The 18,989-nt window shown below is 56.2% G+C and carries 18 protein-coding genes and 2 rRNA genes; 18 read left to right on the top strand and 2 right to left on the bottom strand.

What is annotated here, in order from left to right:
* The 10 genes from EYQ49_01280 to EYQ49_01325 all read left to right on the top strand — a co-directional run.
* Window positions 1-352, top strand: a 23S ribosomal RNA gene (locus tag EYQ49_01280); the annotation flags it as partial.
* A 114-nt stretch (window positions 353-466) separates the two neighbouring features.
* Window positions 467-583: ribosomal RNA gene (gene rrf / locus EYQ49_01285) — 5S ribosomal RNA — on the top strand.
* Window positions 584-774: 191 nt separating this feature from the next.
* Window positions 775-1,905 (top strand): hypothetical protein, encoded by a 1,131-nt coding sequence (locus EYQ49_01290; protein ID HIG24512.1) that lies wholly within the window; start codon window positions 775-777, stop codon window positions 1,903-1,905.
* Window positions 1,906-2,030: 125 nt separating this feature from the next.
* Window positions 2,031-3,083 (top strand): class I fructose-bisphosphate aldolase, encoded by a 1,053-nt coding sequence (locus EYQ49_01295; protein ID HIG24513.1) that lies wholly within the window; start codon window positions 2,031-2,033, stop codon window positions 3,081-3,083.
* Between the two features lie 99 nt (window positions 3,084-3,182).
* Window positions 3,183-5,108, top strand: a complete 1,926-nt coding sequence (locus tag EYQ49_01300; GenBank protein HIG24514.1) for a 2-oxoacid:acceptor oxidoreductase subunit alpha — start codon at window positions 3,183-3,185, stop codon at window positions 5,106-5,108.
* On the top strand, window positions 5,105-6,133 hold the full coding sequence (locus tag EYQ49_01305; GenBank protein HIG24515.1) for a 2-oxoacid:ferredoxin oxidoreductase subunit beta: 1,029 nt from the start codon (window positions 5,105-5,107) through the stop codon (window positions 6,131-6,133). Before EYQ49_01300 ends, EYQ49_01305 begins: the two co-directional genes overlap by 4 nt.
* Window positions 6,134-6,145: 12 nt before the next feature.
* Window positions 6,146-6,889 (top strand): HAD-IIA family hydrolase, encoded by a 744-nt coding sequence (locus tag EYQ49_01310; protein ID HIG24516.1) that lies wholly within the window; start codon window positions 6,146-6,148, stop codon window positions 6,887-6,889.
* Entirely contained in the window at window positions 6,886-7,677 is a 792-nt protein-coding gene (locus tag EYQ49_01315) for a TlyA family RNA methyltransferase (protein ID HIG24517.1), read from the top strand. Before EYQ49_01310 ends, EYQ49_01315 begins: the two co-directional genes overlap by 4 nt.
* Window positions 7,677-8,486 (top strand): NAD(+)/NADH kinase, encoded by an 810-nt coding sequence (locus EYQ49_01320; protein HIG24518.1) that lies wholly within the window; start codon window positions 7,677-7,679, stop codon window positions 8,484-8,486. Before EYQ49_01315 ends, EYQ49_01320 begins: the two co-directional genes overlap by 1 nt.
* Window positions 8,487-8,592: 106 nt before the next feature.
* Complete coding sequence (locus tag EYQ49_01325; protein HIG24519.1) at window positions 8,593-9,114, top strand: hypothetical protein; 522 nt, start codon at window positions 8,593-8,595, stop codon at window positions 9,112-9,114.
* Here EYQ49_01325 and EYQ49_01330 read toward each other — a convergent pair.
* Window positions 9,111-9,974: a hypothetical protein gene (locus tag EYQ49_01330; protein ID HIG24520.1), complete on the bottom strand. Its 864-nt coding sequence runs from the start codon at window positions 9,972-9,974 to the stop codon at window positions 9,111-9,113. The two genes, EYQ49_01325 and EYQ49_01330, sit on opposite strands and share 4 nt — an antisense overlap.
* A 94-nt stretch (window positions 9,975-10,068) precedes the next feature.
* Here EYQ49_01330 and recN point away from each other — a divergent pair, with 94 nt between their 5' ends.
* From recN to EYQ49_01350, 4 genes are all read left to right on the top strand, one after another.
* Window positions 10,069-11,655 (top strand): DNA repair protein RecN, encoded by a 1,587-nt coding sequence (gene recN / locus EYQ49_01335; protein HIG24521.1) that lies wholly within the window; start codon window positions 10,069-10,071, stop codon window positions 11,653-11,655.
* A gap of 62 nt (window positions 11,656-11,717) precedes the next feature.
* Window positions 11,718-13,361 carry a CTP synthase gene (locus tag EYQ49_01340; protein ID HIG24522.1) on the top strand — a complete coding sequence of 548 codons (1,644 nt, stop codon included), beginning with the start codon at window positions 11,718-11,720 and terminating at the stop codon, window positions 13,359-13,361.
* Window positions 13,362-13,363: 2 nt separating this feature from the next.
* Window positions 13,364-13,906: an NUDIX hydrolase gene (locus EYQ49_01345; protein ID HIG24523.1), complete on the top strand. Its 543-nt coding sequence runs from the start codon at window positions 13,364-13,366 to the stop codon at window positions 13,904-13,906.
* 151 nt (window positions 13,907-14,057) lie between these two features.
* Window positions 14,058-14,531, top strand: coding sequence for a hypothetical protein (locus tag EYQ49_01350; protein ID HIG24524.1), 474 nt, complete (start codon window positions 14,058-14,060; stop codon window positions 14,529-14,531).
* Between the two features lie 3 nt (window positions 14,532-14,534).
* Here the strand turns inward: EYQ49_01350 and trpS are convergent, their stop codons facing one another.
* Entirely contained in the window at window positions 14,535-15,515 is a 981-nt protein-coding gene (trpS, locus tag EYQ49_01355; protein ID HIG24525.1) for a tryptophan--tRNA ligase, read from the bottom strand.
* Between the two features lie 103 nt (window positions 15,516-15,618).
* On the opposite strand from trpS, the gene EYQ49_01360 reads away from it, so the two are divergent.
* The 4 genes from EYQ49_01360 to EYQ49_01375 are packed head-to-tail and all read left to right on the top strand — an operon-like array spanning window position 15,619 to window position 18,958.
* A complete protein-coding gene (locus tag EYQ49_01360) occupies window positions 15,619-16,392 on the top strand; it encodes a segregation/condensation protein A (protein HIG24526.1) in 774 nt (257 codons plus the stop codon).
* Between the two features lie 3 nt (window positions 16,393-16,395).
* Window positions 16,396-17,043: an SMC-Scp complex subunit ScpB gene (gene scpB / locus EYQ49_01365; GenBank protein HIG24527.1), complete on the top strand. Its 648-nt coding sequence runs from the start codon at window positions 16,396-16,398 to the stop codon at window positions 17,041-17,043.
* 2 nt (window positions 17,044-17,045) lie between these two features.
* On the top strand, window positions 17,046-18,209 hold the full coding sequence (locus EYQ49_01370) for an FAD-dependent oxidoreductase (protein ID HIG24528.1): 1,164 nt from the start codon (window positions 17,046-17,048) through the stop codon (window positions 18,207-18,209).
* Between the two features lie 2 nt (window positions 18,210-18,211).
* Window positions 18,212-18,958, top strand: coding sequence for an rRNA pseudouridine synthase (locus EYQ49_01375; GenBank protein ID HIG24529.1), 747 nt, complete (start codon window positions 18,212-18,214; stop codon window positions 18,956-18,958).
* Window positions 18,959-18,989: the final 31 nt, after the last annotated feature.

The raw sequence follows: 18,989 nt of genomic DNA on the forward strand, positions 1-18,989 counted from the left end.
TTGGGCTGTTCGCCCATTAAAGCGGTACGCGAGCTGGGTTTAGAACGTCGTGAGACAGTTCGGTCCCTATCCTCTGCAGCCGGAGGAGATTTGAGAAATGCTGTCCCTAGTACGAGAGGACCGGGATGGACGTAGCTCTCGTGTGCCAGTTGTTCCGCCAGGAGCATGGCTGGTTGGCGACCTACGGAAGGGATAACCGCTGAAAGCATCTAAGTGGGAAGCCTGTTTCAAGATAAGATCTCCCACCGGGAAACCGGGTAAGGCCCGTGGCAGACCACCACGTTGATAGGCCGGAGGTGTAAGCACAGTGATGTGTTCAGCCGACCGGTACTAATCGGCCGAGGGCTTGGTTATTACATCAACTTTCGAGGTTGATGCTCGTGTTCGCTGTGGAGTACTTAGAGGGGATACCTCTATTGAAAATTGATCGAGTTCTCGTTGTTTCGACAGCGAGGGCACAAAGGATTTCGGTGGCGATGGCGGCGGGGACACACCCGTTCCCATTCCGAACACGGCAGTTAAGCCCGCCAGCGCCGATGGTACTTGGGTTGAGAAACCCTGGGAGAGTAGGACGTCGCCGGATTAATCTAAAGCAACTAGCAGGGCCCTCGGGTCCTGCTAGTTCGCGTTATAGCGCCTTTGCGTTTCCCACCGCAGTCACGTGGGGTCAGACCCCACGTGACGGTGTTTGGCGGAGGGGGAGGGCATGGGTTGGGCGGTGACACCTGACCAGAGTAGTCGCAGTGCTTCTTCGACGCGGTAGATTTACGACCTATGTCTTCTTCCTCTGACCGTTCTGGTCGTTCTGATGATCGTCGCTCCGGCGGCAAGGGTGGCAGTCGCGGTAACGACCGTTCGTCACGTGATGGCCGCTCTGATAATCGGGGTCGTTCTGATGACCGAAATCGTTCAGGTGGCGGCCGTGATAACGACCGTGATGCTGGGCGAAGCGCGGTAAACCGTCGACGCACCGAACGGGAAAGCGAACCGAGAGAAGACCGCCGCCGGGTGCGTGAACCGTATAAAACTGGTCCTAAGTCTTGGGGCGGAGTTGCTCGACGCGGAGCCGGTTGGTTAGAACGAGCGGAAGACGAAGATAGCCCAGAGCGTAAAGAACGCACCGCTAACCGGCGTCCCAAAAAAGATGAAGAAGAAGAAAACCCGAACTGGGATCGGGTAAAAGAAGAAGCAGAGACTGCTGTTTCTAAAATAAAGAAACCAATTCGCCGACCCCATAGGACAGTGGTGGTTAAACGCGACCCCTTGCCTGAAGCACCTCGCCGGCTGCCAGAAGGCGACACCATGTTGGTGCGTTTGTTGGGCGACAAGGCAGGCCGCCGAGCCGCTAAGCGTTTGCGTGATGCCGGAGAAGATTTTCAAGAAGAACGTTTTGTTGATGCCCGCCGTACTTTGTATTCGCTTGAAGAACGAGCCCCTGATGTTGCCGAAGTTGTAGAAATGTCGGGATTGATTCTTTACCGCCTGGGCCGTTGGCGTGAGGCAGCGAAAAAAATGGAACGCTTCCGTGAACTAACGGGCAGCACCGAGCAACACCCCGTGTTGGCAGACTGTTACCGAGCCTTGGGCTGGTGGGCCGACGTCGACGAACTCTGGATAGAGCTTCGTGATGCTTCGCCATCGGCAGCTTTAGTTACCGAAGGCCGTTTGGTGGCTGCCGGTACTTTGGCCGATCAAGACAAACTCAAAGAAGCAGTAGCGCTCATGGAAAAAGGATGGAACTTTCCTAAACGGGCCCGTGAACACCATTTGCGCCGGGCCTACGCCTTGGCAGATCTTTACGAACAATCTGGCTCGATACCTCGGGCCCGTGACCTTTTTGGGTGGGTGCAACGCTCCGCCCCAGGTTTTGCCGATGTCGACCAGCGCCTCAAGGGCTTGCGTTAAAGACGGTCGTTTTTCACAAAAGGGGTTTGGCCGGGGCGCGCGCCGTCTAGGGTGAATGCATCGCAGGAAAGAACCTGTGGCGATGAGCGCATTGCTCACCTCAAACGATTTCAAGGAGTTCCCCAGTGGATACCGCTTCTCTGTTAGGCGACAACGCCGCTTACCTTTTGGATCACGTGGCCACCGGCATCAAAGCCGCTGACCTCACCCAACCCGGCCCCGATTACGTCAGCGAAGCGTTCGGGCCTTCAGACCGTTCACCGCAGGTCATGCGCAACTTGCAGTCGCTTTACGATCATGGTCGTTTAGGCGGGTCGGGTTATGTATCGATCCTCCCCGTTGATCAAGGTATAGAGCATTCAGCGGCAGCCTCTTTTGCCCCGAACCCCGAATACTTCGACCCCGCCAACATCGTTGAGTTAGCCATTGATGGCGGTTGTAACGCCGTGGCTTCTACCTACGGAGTGTTGGCTTCGGTTTCGCGCCGCTACGCCCATCGCATTCCGTTCATCGTAAAAATCAACCACAACGAAATGTTGACCTACCCCAACAAGTTTGACCAGGTCATGTACGGCTCAGTCGACCAAGCCTTTGACCTTGGAGCAGCCGGCGTGGGCGCCACCATTTACTTTGGTTCCGACGAAGCAACCCGCCAAATTCAAGAAGTCAGCGAAGCCTTCGCCCGAGCCCACGAACTGGGCATGTTCACTGTGCTGTGGTGCTACTTGCGTAACTCAGGTTTCAAAGTTGATGGCGTGGACTACCACGCCTCAGCCGACCTCACCGCCCAAGCCAACCACCTTGGAGTAACCATCGAAGCGGACATCATTAAACAAAAGTTGCCCGAAAACAACGGCGGCTACAACGCGCTCGACGGTTTTGGTAAAACCCATGCTGCGGTGTACAGCGACCTCACCACCGACCACCCGATTGACCTTTGCCGCTGGCAAGTAGCGAACTGTTACATGGGGCGCATTGGTTTGATCAACAGTGGGGGAGCGTCCTCCGGGGCCAGCGACCTGGCCGAAGCGGTAACCACCGCCGTGGTAAACAAGCGAGCAGGCGGCACCGGTTTGATCAGCGGGCGTAAAGCGTTCCAACGGCCTCGAGCCGAAGGCGTGGAGTTACTCAACGCTATTCAAGACGTCTATTTGGATGACTCCATCACCCTGGCTTAGGCCAAGACCTTTTGGGGTGTGACCTGAAAGACAGAACTTTGTTCCGCTATGGTCACCCCTCGCCGTTGACGGGGTTATGGTGGCGGCGTTCGTTAACTAATGATTCAAAAGACTTTCAGCAACGAAGCTGGAAATGGAGGAAATAACGTGACCGAAACGGCAACGGAGCCGACGGTTCCTGCAGTTGACCGGGTAATCATTCGCTTCGCTGGCGACTCTGGCGATGGCATGCAACTCACCGGCGATCGCTTCACTAGTGCCAGTGCTATGCACGGCAACGATTTAGCTACTTTCCCCGATTACCCGGCAGAGATTCGTGCCCCCGCTGGCACCTTGGCCGGAGTATCGGCTTTTCAAGTACAGATTTCTGATCATGACATCATGACTCCCGGGGATGCTCCCGATGTAATGGTGGCCATGAACCCGGCAGCTTTAAAGTCTGACCTTCATCGGTTAGCTCCTGGCGGCACGGTGATTATTAATCGAGATACTTTCGAAGAACGCAACTTGACCAAGGCCGGCTACGACTATAACCCCTTAGAAGAAGGCGATGACTTGAAGGGTTGTCGAGTTATTTCGGTGCCTATGACCTCGCTTACCAAAGAGGCTTGTAAAGAACTTGGGGTTAAGCCTCGAGATGCTGACCGGTCAAAAAACTTTTTCGCCTTGGGCCTCGTCTCTTGGATGTACAGCCGCCCCGTGGAACCAACCATGGACTGGATCGATGCCAAGTTTGGCGGCCGCGACTTGATCGTTGCTGCTAACAAAGCAGCATTTTCTGCTGGCCACATTTATGGCGAGACCGCTGAGCTAGGTGACCAACGGGTCATCGTAAAAGCAGCTCCGTTGGAGTCGGGGACTTACACCAACGTCAACGGCAACACGTCGTTGTCGTGGGGTTTGGTGGCGGCTGGCCAACTGGCAAACTTGCCTATTTTCTTGGGTACCTACCCCATCACCCCGGCCACGGACATTTTGCATGAGTTGGCTAAACACAAGTCTTTTGGGGTAACTACTTTTCAAGCAGAGGATGAAATCGCCGGTATCGGCGCTGCTTTAGGGGCCTCTTTTGGCGGCCACCTGGGGATTACCTCAACAAGCGGGCCCGGTGTGGCCTTGAAGTCTGAAACCATGGGTTTGGCATTATCGCTAGAACTTCCGTTGGTTATTGTCAGCATTCAACGAGGTGGACCATCAACCGGTTTGCCCACCAAGACAGAGGCAGCTGACCTTCTGATGGCCATGTATGGTCGTCACGGTGAATCGCCGATTCCTATCGTGGCGCCACGCACCCCGTCGGATTGTTTTAACGCCGCTATTGAGGCATGCCGGATCGCTTTGACCCATCGGACTCCTGTCATGTTGCTTTCTGATGGCTATCTCGCCAACGGGTCTGAACCATGGCGTTTGCCTGATGTTGACGATCTTGAACCTATTGAGGTCACTTACACCACCGAGTTCAACCATAAAAATGCGGACGGCGAAGACGAATATTGGCCATATTTGCGTGACGAAAAATTGGTTCGGTCGATGGCGATCCCTGGCACCCCTGACCTGATGCATCGCATTGGGGGAATCGAAAAAGAAGATGGCTCGGGCAACATTAGTTATGACCCCACCAATCACGCCAAAATGGTGGAAATTCGTGCGGAGCGTATACGCCGCATAGAGGTGCCCGATGTAGAAGTAGTCGGTGATGTAGATGCCGATGTACTCATCTTGGGTTGGGGCTCCACTTGGGGTGCTATCACCAGTGCCTTGGGCCGCTTGCGCGGCGAGGGTCACAAGATTGCTCACGCCCATTTGACCCACCTCAATCCGTTTCCAGCCAATCTCGGTGAAGTGCTTAAAGGTCGTACCCACGTGTTGATTCCAGAAATGAATTTGGGTCAACTTAGTTTGATGATTCGCGCCGAGTTCTTGGTAGATGCGCAGTCCATCAGCAAAGTGTCAGGCCAGCCTTTCACTGCGGGAGAACTTGAAACAACCATATTAGAAACGATGAACGGGGAGGCCAAGCAATGACCGCCACCATGAACAACGAAGTTGTTCCAGAGACCAAACGCGCTGATTGGCAAAGCGATCAAGAGGTGCGTTGGTGCCCGGGTTGCGGCGATTATTCAATCCTCACCGCTTTGCAACTTTTGATGCCGGAACTCGGAGTACGCCGAGAGAACACGGTATTCATTTCGGGCATTGGTTGTGCTGCTCGGTTGCCTTATTACATGAACACTTATGGCATGCATAGCATTCATGGTCGAGCACCCGCTATTGCTACTGGCTTAGCTATGGCTCGCCCAGAACTTGATGTGTGGGTTATCGGTGGCGACGGCGACATGTTGTCCATTGGCGGCAACCATTTGATTCACGCTTTGCGACGCAACATCAACATCAACATCTTGTTGTTCAATAATCAGATTTATGGCTTGACCAAAGGTCAGTTCTCGCCCACTAGCGAAACCGGCAAGGTCACTAAGTCATCTCCAGTTGGTCTTATTGCCGAACCCTTTAACCCCGTAAGTTTGGCTTTGGGCGCTGAAGCAAGTTTTGTGGCTCGCACCCATGACATGGACCGTAAGCACATGCAAGAAATGTTCCGCCGTGCCTATGAACACGACGGGGCTTCGCTGGTCGAGGTCTATCAAAACTGTAATGTTTTCAACGATGGTGCATTTAGCACCATTACTAAAAAAGATGTTCGTGACGACATGCTGATCGATTTACGGCACGGCGAGCGCATTCAATTTGGTAGCGAAGGCCAGTACGGCGTAGTGAGTTGTGACGGCGGGGTAGAGATCGCCAATGTTGCTGATGTGGGCCTTGATGCCCTTTTGGTTCATGACGAAACCCGCCAAGACCCCTCCACGGCGTTTGCTTTGTCTCGTTTGGCTGCTGGGCCGACTACCCCTACTCCGGTTGGGGTGTTCCGTGCGGCAAAACGAGCTGAGTATGGTGCGGCAATGGCTACGCAAGTAGCTGCAGTTGCGGCCGAGAGCGGCAAGGGCGACATCGCCTCTTTGCTGCGTTCGCAACCCACTTGGGAAGTTTGATCACTAACTTTTATGGGCTGGGCTTTAGATCTTGATGGTGTGGTATGGCTAGGTACTGACCGCATCCCGGGGGCTGCCGAAGCAGTGACGGCTCTTCAAGATGCCGGTGAAACGGTGTTGTTTGTTACCAATAACTCGGGTAGCCGAATAGTGGATTTAGAAGCAAGGTTGGCTCATCACGGTATTGACGCTCGAGGCGGGGTTATTTCTTCGGCGATGGCCGTGGCGAAAATGGTGCAGCCCGGCGAACGTATACTGGGTATGTGTGGGGCCGGGTGTCGTGAAGAAATTGAGGCACAAGGCGCCGTAATGGTTGATGACGGCCCGGTAGACACCGTGGTGGTGGGCTTTCATGAACATTTTGATTATTGGGGACTTTCGGCGGGTATTCGTGCCGTGCTTGGGGGAGCCCGTTTGTTGGCCACCAACATGGACGTCACCTACCCGGCCGAAGATGGTATTCGGGCTGGGGCGGGAAGCATTGTTGCTGCTCTGCAGGCCGCTACCGGCGTGACTCCTGAGGTGGCCGGGAAGCCTCATCAATCTATTTGTGATCTGGTTATTGAGTCGGCGGGTACGGAAGGCATCGTGGTGGGGGATCGCCCCGACACCGATGGTTTGTTGGCCCAAGCGTTGAACTGGAAGTTTGCTTTGGTGCTCAGCGGGGTCACCACCGAAGAGCATTTGCCGGTGACCCCTCAACCCGACACCGTGCATGCCGATTTGCCGGCTTTGGTGGAGGAGTATTTGCGTTGACTCGCCGCCGCTTAGACCGAGAAATGGTGCGGCGCGGTCTTGCTGATAGCCCGGAGCAGGCCCAGGAATTAGTCGATGAAGGCCGGGTTACGGTCGATGGTGCGCCGGCCGACAAGGTGACCCGACTGGTGGAACCGTCCCAAGCGGTGGTGGTTGCTGCACCGCCACCCAAGTTTGTGAGCCGAGGCGGGCTAAAACTTGAAGCAGCTTTGGCGAGATTTGTCATTGACCCTGACGGGCTTAGGGTTATTGATGTGGGGTCAAGCACTGGTGGTTTCACTGATTGTCTCTTGCAACAGGGAGCAGCGGCGGTGACTGCTTTGGATGTCGGTCGGGGGCAACTTCACCAGAAACTCCGCACTGATTCTCGGGTGACGGTGCGTGAACAAACCAACGTTCGCCTTGTCGATCAACAAACCTTGAACGTCCCGTTTGACTTGTTGGTTACTGATTTGTCGTTTATTTCGCTGCGTACGGTCGTGACGCAGCTGTTGGCGTTGGTTAAAGAGGGAGCATCTTTGGTCATGTTGGTGAAGCCTCAGTTTGAAGCAGATAAGGCCGAAGTAGACAGCGGGAAAGGCGTTATTAGCGACCCGGCGGTTTGGCTTCGGGTGCTTAATCAGGTGGAAACGTCGGTTCGGAGCGCGGGAGCGGCCATCATGGGGGGCATGGTTTCACCAATAACGGGCGCGGAGGGCAACGTGGAGTTTCTTATTCATGTAGTGGCCGGGGCGACGGCGTCTTCTTGGGATGCCGAAGCGTTGGTTCATCAAGCGGAAGTTCGCTAATGGCGGCCGTTGGTTTGGTGGTCCATGAGCACCGTAGTGAAGCGATTATTCAGGCGGCCGATTTAGCTGGTTGGTTGACCAAGCAGGGCCATGAAGTGCGTCATCCGCTTTCTTCGGAGACCATTACTGGTTTGGATTTAATAGTGAGCCTGGGCGGTGATGGTTCAATATTGCGGGCCGTGGATTTGTTGGATGGCGCCCCGGTTCCGGTTTTGGGGGTCAACTTTGGCCACTTGGGTTATTTGACGGCTTGCGAACCCGGTGAGGTGCAACAAGCGGTCAGTAAGGTTTTGGCGGGAGATTGCCGGTTGGAAGACCGCATGATGCTTCGGGTGGAGGTGCGGCGAGCCGATGGCACGGTGGTGGCGGTTGATCATGCGTTAAACGAGGTGGTGGTTGAACGCCATGGCCCGACTATTCGGGTGGGGGTGGCTTTAGATGGCGAGTTCTTTACTTCGTATGTGGCCGACGGGTTGATTGTGGCTTCTCCTACCGGATCGACGGCTTATGCGTTTTCGGCGCAGGGGCCCATTGTTGACGCTACCCATCGCTCGTTGCAGGTCACCCCAGTGTCGGCCCACATGTTGTTTGATCGCACCATGGTGTTGGCGCCTTCTACCGAGGTCTGTCTTGAGGTGCTGGGGGATCGTCCGGCGATTTGCAATGTTGATGGCCGTGAACAAGCGGTGGTCAGCGAGGGAGACCAGGTGGTGGTGACGGCCGCTGATCGGGTGGCGCGGTTGGTTACTTTTGGTCAACACCATTTTGCTCGGGTGCTTAAAACTAAGTTTGGCCTCGAAGACCGCTGAAAGACCTTTTATAGTGCGTGCTATGTTGAGAAGCTTTTTGGGAGTGTTTTGCCTAGCGTTCTTAGTGGTTGCTTGCTGAACTGATGGGGCGACCAATGATGAGGTTTTGTCGGTTATTGATTCTTCGGCTTGTGAACAGGTCACGCCGGTTGCCCAACTGATTAAAGAAGGCGATGTGGTGGTGCGAGCGGTGTTGCAAGAGGTAACCGATCAGCATCGAGTTATCGACACGGGCGTGGAGGGCGACAACCCGGATTTCGCTGAGGAGCGGTTGGGTTTAGTTTTTGAACTTCTTGAGGTATACGCCGGGTCGGCACAGGCGGGGGAGGTGACGGTGGTCGAAGCCATTGGCGGCTATCAAGTGCAGTCAAAAACGTTGGTACGCACCGCAGAGTTGCGGACCAACGGGATCGGCCCCGACCATTGGGCTGTGGGTGCCGAGTATTTGTTCTTTTATGTGGTGGACCAAAACCTTGGCCCACGATTCCGTAGCACGGCACTAGTTTCAGTACTTGGTGAAGGTGATGCGCTGCTGCCCTTGGCTTCGCAAAGTGTGCATCCCGAGTTCAACGGGGTAAAAAACTTAGAACAGGCCCGAGCCGTTCTCAACGAGGCGCTTTCTGGTTAGTTGCGAGCTGCGGGCATCCAGAGAGGACCGGCGGTGGCGTCAATGCGGTCCAGGAAAGCTTGGTGGTGTGGTTCGGCCAGTTCGCAGAGTTCAACGGTGAGTGATTCGCTGAGCAACTGCCACATTTGCCCACAGAGTTGATCGGTGTGGTCTTCGAGTTCTTGGCGAAACCGCTGGCCAGCATCGGTGAGCGAACGATTAGCGGCGAAACCCTTGGCGGCCAGTCGCCGCCATCCTTGGTCAATGGCGTGATCGTCGGCGCCTCGGCTACGGGCAATCCATTCTGCGTCGTAGCCCTCCACCATGGCGTTGTTCAAGAGGCCGACTTCGGCGGCGTCGAGGTCGGCGGCGGCACAGAGTGCCCAGTGGGTGTCGCCTCGCCATTCCCGCAGGCAGTTGACGGCCAGCCAGGCAGAGAGCGCAAGTTGGTCGTCCCCGGGTCGTGGCTGCGCACGGTGAGCAGCAAAAAGTGCTCGGGCTCCGGAGTGGAGTTGATCGGCCACTGTCCAGAGGGGTTCGGCGAGTGGAGCGAGTCGCTCAGCAATGGCTGGGTCAATTCTGTTGAGCCCTGGCACCACCGCAGCATCTCGGGCCGCCGTGGCTGAGGAAAAATCGGTGTGTTGGCGGCAAATGTCTAAAGCCATGCCGAGGAATACCGGGTTAATTGAGTAAGCGGTGGCCGCTACTACTTCGTTACCGGCGGCGGCTAGCGGGCCGAAACGGGTGGCCACGTAGTAACCCGCCCCGTCGGGCACCCCAAGGTCGGCATAGTTATTTATGGCCTGGGGGTCCCAGAATATCCAGCCAACTAAATCGTGGGAGGCCCGAGAAGCCCGTTGAGCAAGTTTGTTCCATGGCATGTCACCACCTTAATGCTGGCCGCTCCGGCGAGGTGAGCCGGGAACAAAATGCTAATGCCACCGGACTGTCACAGGGTCGTGGCAAGATGCTCACATGCTTTGCGAACTACGGGTCACCAACCTTGGGGTGATAGAAGAATCGACGGTTTTGTTGGGCGCCGGCTTGGTGGCGGTGACCGGGGAAACCGGGGCCGGTAAAACCATGGTGGTGGGGGCTATTGAACTACTGCTGGGGGGCCGCGCTGACCCATCTATGGTGCGCCAAGGCTGTGCGGAGGCCTCGGTGGAAGGCCGCTTCACTGATGGCGATCATGAGGTGGTGTTGCGACGGGTGGTACCCAAAGAGGGCCGGAGCAGGGCGTATATCAATGGCCAGTTGGCCACCGCGGCGGCCTTGGCTGACCGAGGAGGCGACTTGGTGAACTTGCATGGCCAGCATGCCCACCAAAGCCTTTTGACCGCTAAAGAACAGCGAGCGGCCTTAGATCGATTTGGCGGCATTGACCTAAGCCCTCTGCAAGAAGCAGAAGCCGAGTTGCTGGCAATAGATGATCAACTGGCTGCTATGGGAGGCGACGAACGGGCGAGGGCTCGAGAAATAGACCTGCTTCGTTTTCAAGTAGAAGAACTCGATGTAGCAGCCATTGATGATGCGAGCGAAGATGACCAATTGGCCAAAGACGAGTCTCTGTTGGGCGATGCCACCGCACACCGTGAAGCAGCGATTGCTGCGTTGCAACTTTTAGATGGGGACAGCGACGTTTCTGAAGGCCTCGGGGTGGCACTCAACAACCTGAGCGACCGGGCGCCATTTGTTGACTTGACGGGCCGGTTGCATGGGTTGTTAGCCGAGTTAACCGATGTGGCGTCAGAGCTCCGGGCTACCACCGACGGGGTCGAAGAAGACCCACAACGCCTTGAAGCGATCGTGCAACGCCGGCACCGTTTGTCTGAGTTACGTCGAAAATACGGGGTGGATTTAGCAGCGGTGATGGCGTATCACCGAGAAGCCGCCGAACGTTTAGACGACCTTTTAGATCATGAAGCCCGAGCGGCCGCCTTGGATGCCCAGCGCTTGGCGGCCGAAGCAGCACGGATGCAAGCCGCCGCCGTGGTTCTGGCAGCCCGCCGCCGAGCGGCCCCAGACCTTGCTGCCCAGGTGCAGCAATTTTTGCGCCAGTTGGCTATGGCCGCTGCGGTAATGGCCGTAGAGGTAGAAGGCGAATCCGGGGCTGAGGTTTGTTTATTGCTGGCCGCTAACTCTGGGTCGTCGCTGCTGCCCCTGGCCAAGGTGGCCTCCGGTGGCGAATTGGCACGAGTCATGTTGGCGCTACGTCAAGTAATTACAAAAGCGCCCCCCACTATGGTTTTTGATGAAGTGGATGCCGGAGTAGGAGGCGAGGCAGCGCACAGTATCGGTGCCGCTTTGGCTTCTCTCGCAGAAGGACATCAAGTATTGGTGGTCACCCACTTGGCGCAAGTGGCGGCCTGCGCCGACCAGCAACTCAAGGTAAATAAGGTGGATGATGGCCAGACCGCTCGAGCCACCGTGGAGCCTTTAGATTCTGACCAACGCATTGTGGAACTGTCTCGCATGCTGTCGGGGTCGCCCGACAGTAGCGCCGCTCAGCAACATGCGTCTGAACTTTTGGCCGCCGCAGCGGTGTTGGGGCCATCGTGATAATCAACAAACCTCGGCGCACTCCGCGCGCGACGCAACGTAAAGCGATAAGTTGACCTTCCGTGACCAAACACATTTTTGTAACGGGCGGAGTGGCCAGCTCACTCGGCAAGGGGCTAACCGCCGCCTCGCTAGGACGACTCCTTAAACAGCGTGGCCTCCGGGTAGTAATCCAAAAATTGGACCCGTACATCAACGTGGACCCGGGCACGCTTAACCCTTTTGAACACGGCGAAGTTTTTGTTACCGATGATGGCGGAGAAACCGATTTAGACCTTGGCCATTACGAACGCTTTATTGACGAAAACTTGACCCGTGATTCCAACGCCACTACGGGATCGATCTATTCCACGGTATTGGCGGCCGAACGGCGGGGCGATTACCTGGGCCGTACCGTGCAGGTTATTCCACACATTACCGATGAGATCAAACGGCGGATTAGCGCCTTGGCTTCGGACGACGTGGATGTGGTCATCACCGAAGTGGGCGGCACGGTAGGCGATATTGAGATTTTGCCTTTCCTGGAAGCCATTCGCCAGTTTCGCCTCGACGTGGGCCGAGACAACGTGTGTTACGTGCACGTCACCTTGGTGCCTTACATTGCCCCCTCGGGGGAGCACAAAACCAAGCCGACCCAGCACTCAGTTATCGAACTGCGCAGCCGGGGTATCCAACCTGATGCCATTGTGTGCCGCAGCGACGAACCTATCGGTAACAATTTGGCCCGTAAAATTGCCAACCTATCTTCGGTGCCCGCCGAGGCTGTGGTCAACGCTCCAGATGCATCAAGTCTTTACGAAATCCCGTTGGTCATTCACGAAGAAGGCCTCGACAACGTAATCTGCGATTTGTTACGTATCGATGCTGGCCCGCCCGACCTGACGGAATGGATTGAACTCAACCGTAAGGTTGAAGCGGCCACCAGCCCGGTGCGTGTTGGTTTGATTGGTAAATACGTGAGTTTGGTAGACGCCTACCTTTCGGTGGTGGAGTCACTTAAGCATGCGGGCATTCAGTTGGGTGCCGACGTAGAGATCGACTGGATACAAGCCGAAGACGTAGAAGGATTACTCACCGAAGATCGACTACGCAACCTTGACGGCATCGTTATTCCTGGTGGCTTTGGTGAGCGGGGGGTTGAAGGCAAAATTGCCGCTGCCGGTTATGCCCGAGAAAATGATGTCCCTTGTTTGGGGCTTTGCTTGGGCCTGCAATGTATGACCATTGAGTACGGGCGGAATGCTTTAGGCCTTGAGCGAGCGCACTCCAGCGAATTCGAGCCATCAACCCCGCACCCAGTTATTGACCTCATGGATTCGCAACGCGACGTCACCGACCTGGGGGGCACCATGCGCTTGGGCGCTTATGTAGCGCAGTTGCAGCCTGGCTCTCAGGTAGCGAAAATGTACGGCGAAGAAGTGGTGTCCGAGCGTCATCGTCATCGCTATGAATTCAACCCGCGTTATCGCAGCCAATACGACGACAACGATTTTGTGTGTTCTGGCGAGTCTCCCGATGGGCGTTTGGTGGAGTTCATCGAACTTAAAAACCACCCGTTCTGGGTAGCGACGCAAGCCCACCCAGAGTTCAAGAGTCGCCCGACCCGGCCCGCTCCACTGTTTTTGGGTTTTATGGAAGCAGCGTTGCAACGCGCTGAGGGCCGCAACCCGCAGTTGTTGACGGTGGACGCCACCACTGACGCTTAACGATGACTGCGGGTTTTCGCCAAACCGGCGAAACGGTTCTCCACGAGGGCTATGTCATTACCTTGGCTGAAGCCACCTTTGAAGGCCCGCAAGGTGAACAAATTTCCCGAGATGTAGTGCGTCACCCCGGGGCAGTAGCGGTGGTTGCCATCGATGGTGACGAGGTGATCTTGGTGCGCCAATACCGACCGGCGTTAGACACCGAAATGTTGGAGTTACCGGCCGGCAAACTTGATGTGCCGGGGGAGTCTCGTCCCGATGCAGCCCGCCGAGAACTCATTGAAGAAGCAGGGTTTGACGCTCCGCAGTTAACCGAGTTGGTGGTTTTTCATAACTCGGGCGGCTTTTGCGATGAACTCACCACGGTGTATTTGGCCACCGAACTGGTGCCCGCCGAGGCAATAGCGGTCAGCGTGGAAGAGGAATACCTCACTGTTGAACGGGTGCCTTTGCACCAAGTGTCGGCCATGATTGCTGACGGCACCATCACCGACGCCAAAACAGTTATTGGCCTCCTCGCCGCCTTGCGCCACCTGGGGCAATGAATGCCCCAATCTGTCGCCATTGACAATAGATGGGAGGGGCTAAATTGCTTGTCAAGCGAACTTAAATAAGAAACCACGAGGTTGCGCCCAAAGGAATGCCATGCCGAGAAAAAATAGACTGAGCCATCTGGTAGGGAGGTTTTTTGGGGCTTTGCGGGCTCAACCATTGACCCCAACTGATGTTCAATGGGTAGAGAATTGTTTACTGCCGACAGAACAAGCCTTATGGCAGCGCATGAGTAAAGCCGACCAGGCGCACGCTTTTGGGGTGGCTGGCCGGGTGCGATCTGAACTCCCTGGTGCTCCCCGAGAAGTGATGGCCGCTGCTCTGCTTCACGATGTGGGCAAGGTAACCAGCAGTTTGGGCACCTTTGGTCGGGTGGCCGCCACCTTGCTGGCTGCGATGACCACTACCGGCCGCCATCAGGCATGGGCAAAACAAACGGATATTCGAGGCGATTTGGGCCGCTACCTCACCCACCCTGACCAAGGGTTCAGGTTGCTGACCGAAGCAGGAAGCGACCCGTTAACCGTGGCGTGGGCTGGCGAACACCACCGGCCGGCAAACCAGTGGACAGTCGAAACTGAATATGCGGCCGTTCTCTGGAAAGCCGACGACGATTAAGGCTTAAGGCGCCAGGAGTCCGAGGTTTTGGTGGGCGCGATCCAAGGTGGCTCGGGCGATGGTGCGGGCTTTGTCGGCGCCCACGGCCAGCAAACGGCTGGTTTCTGCCGGGTCGGCTGCGAGTTCGTGGTAACGAGCTTGTACGGGGCGCAGCAACTCGATGACTGCTTCAGCGGTAGCGGCTTTTAAATCGCCGTAGCGTTCAATGCCGTTGGCTGCAGCGGCGGGGCTTTGCCCAGTAGCAGCCCCCAAAATCGACAACAAGTTAGACACCCCCGGCTTGGTGGCTGGGTCGTAACGCACCTCGTTGTCGCTGTCGGTCACCGCTCGTTTGAACTTCTTTTCAATAGCCGCTGGCTCATCAAGCAACGAAACCGAACCCTGCGGGCTGTCTTCCGACTTTGACATTTTGTTTTCAGGGTTTTGTAAGTCCATGACCCGGGCGCCAGCAGTCGGCACCACCGCTTCGGGCACTACGAAAGTTTGCCCGTAACGATTGTTGAACCGTTCAGCCAAGTCACGGGTTAGTTCGATGTGCTGGCGTTGGTCTTCGCCCACCGGCACTTGGTCGGTGTCGTACAAAATAATGTCGCTGGCTTGCAAGGCCGGGTAGGTGAATAATCCGCCCGAGACAAACTTGGCTTTTTCTGACTTGTCTTTGAACTGGGTCATGCGCCGTAACTCGCCAAACGAGGCGGTGCATTCCATAAGCCAAGCGCATTCGGTGTGTTCAGAAACATGGCTTTGGATAAACAAGGTGCTGCGCTCCGGGTCAATGCCAATAGCGATCAGCATTTGGGCCAGCGACAAGGTGGAGGCCCGCAGCTCTCCAGGGTCTTGGGGAACGGTCAAAGCATGCAGGTCAACCACGCAATAAACGGTGTCGGCATCGCCTTGCATGGCCGCCCAATTGCGTAGCGCGCCGAGGTAATTTCCGAGGTGAACAGAGCCGGAAGGTTTAATACCAGAAAAAACACGTGTCATAGGCTTGCAGGCTAGTGCCCCGGCCGGCCCGGTGGGGGACAGTTTTCTCAGAAACTCCTTTGCCATACACCGCGCGGGGCTAAGGATTCTCTAGGGTCAAGGGGTGAGCGTGACCGTAAATACTCCAGTCTTTGATGGACCTTTTGACCTGTTGTTGCATTTGATCCTCAAAGAAGAGGTAGAGCTCTACGACGTGTCGTTAACCACCGTAGTGGACGCCTTTTTGGCGGAATTAGAACGCCTAGAAAACGTTGACCTCGAGTTAGCTACCGAGTTTTTGTTGATTGCCGCCATTTTGGTGGAACTCAAAACCCGCCGCCTTTTGCCCGACAAGCAACGCGACGACTTAGACGACGAGTTTGGCTTGTGGGAAGAACGAGATTTGCTGCTGGCTCGTTTGTTGGAATGCAAAACCTTCAAAGATGCGGCCACCGTGCTCAAGCGAATGGCCCAAATGGCGGCCCTTTCGTGGCCTCGCCGGGCCGGCCTCGAAGACCAGTTTTTGTCTTTGGCTCCCGACTTGTTGGGCGGAATCACGCCGCTGGATTTACGCCGGGCCTACTACACGGCGATCATTCCGAAACCTACGGTGCACATCAACACCGAACACATTGCCCCCATACGGGCCAGCGTGGCCGATGCGGTGATTGAACTGGTCGACGAAATCCCTGCCCAGGGCACCATTTCGTTCCGCAAACTCACCACGGGTTTAGTGGATCGCATTGAGTTGGTGGTGCGTTTCTTAGCGGTACTAGAACTCTTTAAACAAGGGGTCATCGAACTTGACCAACCAGCCAGTTTTGGCGACATTCACCTGTGGTGGGCGCCCAACAGTGGCCCAGCCGACGTCGAGTTAATTGACGCTTACGAGGGCTAACCCATGGAAGAAACTGAAGCACTGGCCACCCGACAAGCCATTGAGTCCATTTTGATGGTAGCTATTGACCCGGTGTCCCCCAACTTGTTGGCGCAGTTGCTGGAAATCCCCACCGCCGACATAGAAGCGCTTTGTGAAACCTTGGTCGCCGACTACGAACGTGAAGATCGGGGCTTTGTTTTGCAACGCGTGGCTGGCGGTTACCGCTACCAAAGCCACCCGGACCAAGCACCTTGGGTGGAGCGCTTCGTGTTGGAAGGCCAAAGTTCACGGTTAACGGCCGCCGCACTAGAAACCTTGGCCATCGTGGCTTACAAACAACCGATTTCTCGGGCCCAAGTGTCGGCAATTCGTGGGGTGGATGCCGACGGGGTAATGCGTACTTTGCAACAACGCGGCTACATCGATGAGTTGTCTCGCGACTCAGGCCCCGGGAATGCCTTTTTGTTTGGTACCACTCAAGAATTTTTAGAACGCATGGGCCTCGACGGGTTGGCTGAGCTTCCGCCCTTAGGAGATTTTGTTCCCGGCGCCGAAGTCGTAGAAGCTTTGGAGCGTGGTTTGCGAGCGGACCCTGAACCAGTGGTCGAGGTGGAAGCCGAGGTTAACGATACCCCCACCGAAGAATCACCAACTGCTGCGACAGAGTAACCATGGCCGGTAAAACCTTTGAGGTTGCCGTGGTGGGCCGAGGGATGATGGGCAGTGCCTGCGCCTGGTTTTTGGCCGAAGCCGGAGTCAACGTTTTATTAGTTGGGCAAAGCGAACCGGTTGATCGTAAAAAACATGACGGAGTTTTCGCTAGCCACCACGACGACACTCGTATCGCTCGAATCGTTGACCCCAACCCAGTAAAGGCCTGGCTGAGCCATCGAGCGCTGCCGCAAATTCGCCATTTAGAAAACCTGACCGGTGAAAAGATTTTGCACGATGTGGGTCACCTGTGGTTGGGTCCGGCCGAAGAGGTGGCGGTAATGGCAGCCTCCGACCAGAACCTCAACTTGGGTTGCCAACAGTTTTCCCCCGAAGAAGTAGCGCAAGAGTTTACTGCACTGTCGCCACCGGCTGATTTGCCGGGGATTTTTCAAGCCACCGGCGCCGGCCATATTGACCCCCGAGCCTATGTGCGAGCCGAAGGGGCGGCCGCTGAACAAGCCGGAACCACCGTGGTAGACGCTTTGGTTGGTGCGGTGAAAGAACAAAACGGCAACGTGACTCTCGAAACCTCAGCGGGGGAGTTTGCGGCTCAACGGGTAGTGCTGGCCACCGGCCCGTTTTTTGCCTACGGCGATACGCCAGCCAACCAACTGGACTTAACGGTAGGCACCCGCACCATTATCCATTTTGAACTGTCTACGGAAGAGGCGCAACGTTTGGCTGGCCTGCCCAGCATTATTGTCAAAACTGAAGACAAAGACCGAAGCTTTTATGTGCTGCCGCCCAAACCGCAGCCCGATGGTCGCACCATTATGAAAGTCGGCATCACCCGAGAACGCAAACACCTTAGCCCGTCACAAATCGCTGACTGGTTTCGCAGCGACGGCGACTTAGCTATGGAACCCCACCAAAAACAATTACTTTTCGACTTCATCCCCAACCTCAAGGTGCTGGGCAGCCGAACCGCTCCGTGCGTAACCACCTACACTGAAACCGGTCACCCCATTATTGATAACCTGACCGACCGGGTCAGCGCCCTGATCGCCGGCAACGGCTACGCCGCCAAGTGTGCTTCGGCCCTGGGCGAACTGGCCGCTAACCGGCTCTTAGGCAAACCTTGGCCAACCGAAATAAATCAACAACTCTTCCAAAGGCCTTAACCATGCCCCCCACAACTAAAAACACTCAGCCTGCTGACGAACCGTTGCGCCTGCAAAAAGTATTAGCCCGCGTGGGCTTTGGTAGCCGACGGGTGTGCGATGACCTCATTGCCGCCGGCCGAGTAAAAGTGGACGGCGAAGTCGCCGTATTGGGTCAACGAGTGGACGCCGAAATCGCCGTGGTTACCGTAGACGGCATGCCCATAGGGGTGCGCCCCGACCTGGTTTATTACGTACTCAACAAGCCCACCGGGGTGGTCACCACCGCCGACGATCCTCAAGACCGACCCACCGTGGTGGGCTTGGTACCTGACGAGCCCCGGGTGTTTCCGGTAGGTCGCCTGGACTTCGATACCGAAGGTTTGTTGCTACTCACCAACGATGGCGAGTTAACCCACCGGTTGACTCACCCTTCTTTCGGCGTCGAAAAAGAATATGTTGCCGTGGTAGAAAGCGAGCCTTCACGGGCTGCTTTGCGGCAACTACGCGAAGGCGTAGAACTTGATGACGGCATGACGGCGCCCGCCAAAGCCTCGTTGGTAGATGACCGAATGATCCGTTTGACCATTCACGAAGGCCGTAACCGGCAAGTGCGCCGCATGTGTGCCGCGGTAGGCCACCCGGTGGAGCGTTTGATCCGTACCCGCATCGGCCCGCTGGTGGATCGCCAACTCAGCCCCGGTGACTGGCGAGAACTCACCGTGGATGAACTGCGCTCCTTGCAACAAGTGGTGGCTGATCACCGATAATACTGCCGGTGCAGCGCCGGAAGCCCGCTAG

The organism is Acidimicrobiia bacterium (assembly GCA_012959995.1).
Lineage (GTDB): Bacteria > Actinomycetota > Acidimicrobiia > Acidimicrobiales > MedAcidi-G1 > MedAcidi-G2B.

Coding starts and splice junctions, on each gene's coding strand:
- EYQ49_01300 (HIG24514.1), top strand. CDS start 3,183: ATGATTCAAAAGACTTTCAGCAACGAAGCTGGAAATGGAGGAAATAAC.
- EYQ49_01330 (HIG24520.1), bottom strand. CDS start 9,974: ATGCCATGGAACAAACTTGCTCAACGGGCTTCTCGGGCCTCCCACGAT.
- EYQ49_01310 (HIG24516.1), top strand. CDS start 6,146: ATGGGCTGGGCTTTAGATCTTGATGGTGTGGTATGGCTAGGTACTGAC.
- trpS (HIG24525.1), bottom strand. CDS start 15,515: ATGACACGTGTTTTTTCTGGTATTAAACCTTCCGGCTCTGTTCACCTC.
- EYQ49_01305 (HIG24515.1), top strand. CDS start 5,105: ATGACCGCCACCATGAACAACGAAGTTGTTCCAGAGACCAAACGCGCT.
- recN (HIG24521.1), top strand. CDS start 10,069: ATGCTTTGCGAACTACGGGTCACCAACCTTGGGGTGATAGAAGAATCG.
- EYQ49_01370 (HIG24528.1), top strand. CDS start 17,046: ATGGCCGGTAAAACCTTTGAGGTTGCCGTGGTGGGCCGAGGGATGATG.
- scpB (HIG24527.1), top strand. CDS start 16,396: ATGGAAGAAACTGAAGCACTGGCCACCCGACAAGCCATTGAGTCCATT.
- EYQ49_01375 (HIG24529.1), top strand. CDS start 18,212: ATGCCCCCCACAACTAAAAACACTCAGCCTGCTGACGAACCGTTGCGC.
- EYQ49_01290 (HIG24512.1), top strand. CDS start 775: ATGTCTTCTTCCTCTGACCGTTCTGGTCGTTCTGATGATCGTCGCTCC.
- EYQ49_01320 (HIG24518.1), top strand. CDS start 7,677: ATGGCGGCCGTTGGTTTGGTGGTCCATGAGCACCGTAGTGAAGCGATT.
- EYQ49_01345 (HIG24523.1), top strand. CDS start 13,364: ATGACTGCGGGTTTTCGCCAAACCGGCGAAACGGTTCTCCACGAGGGC.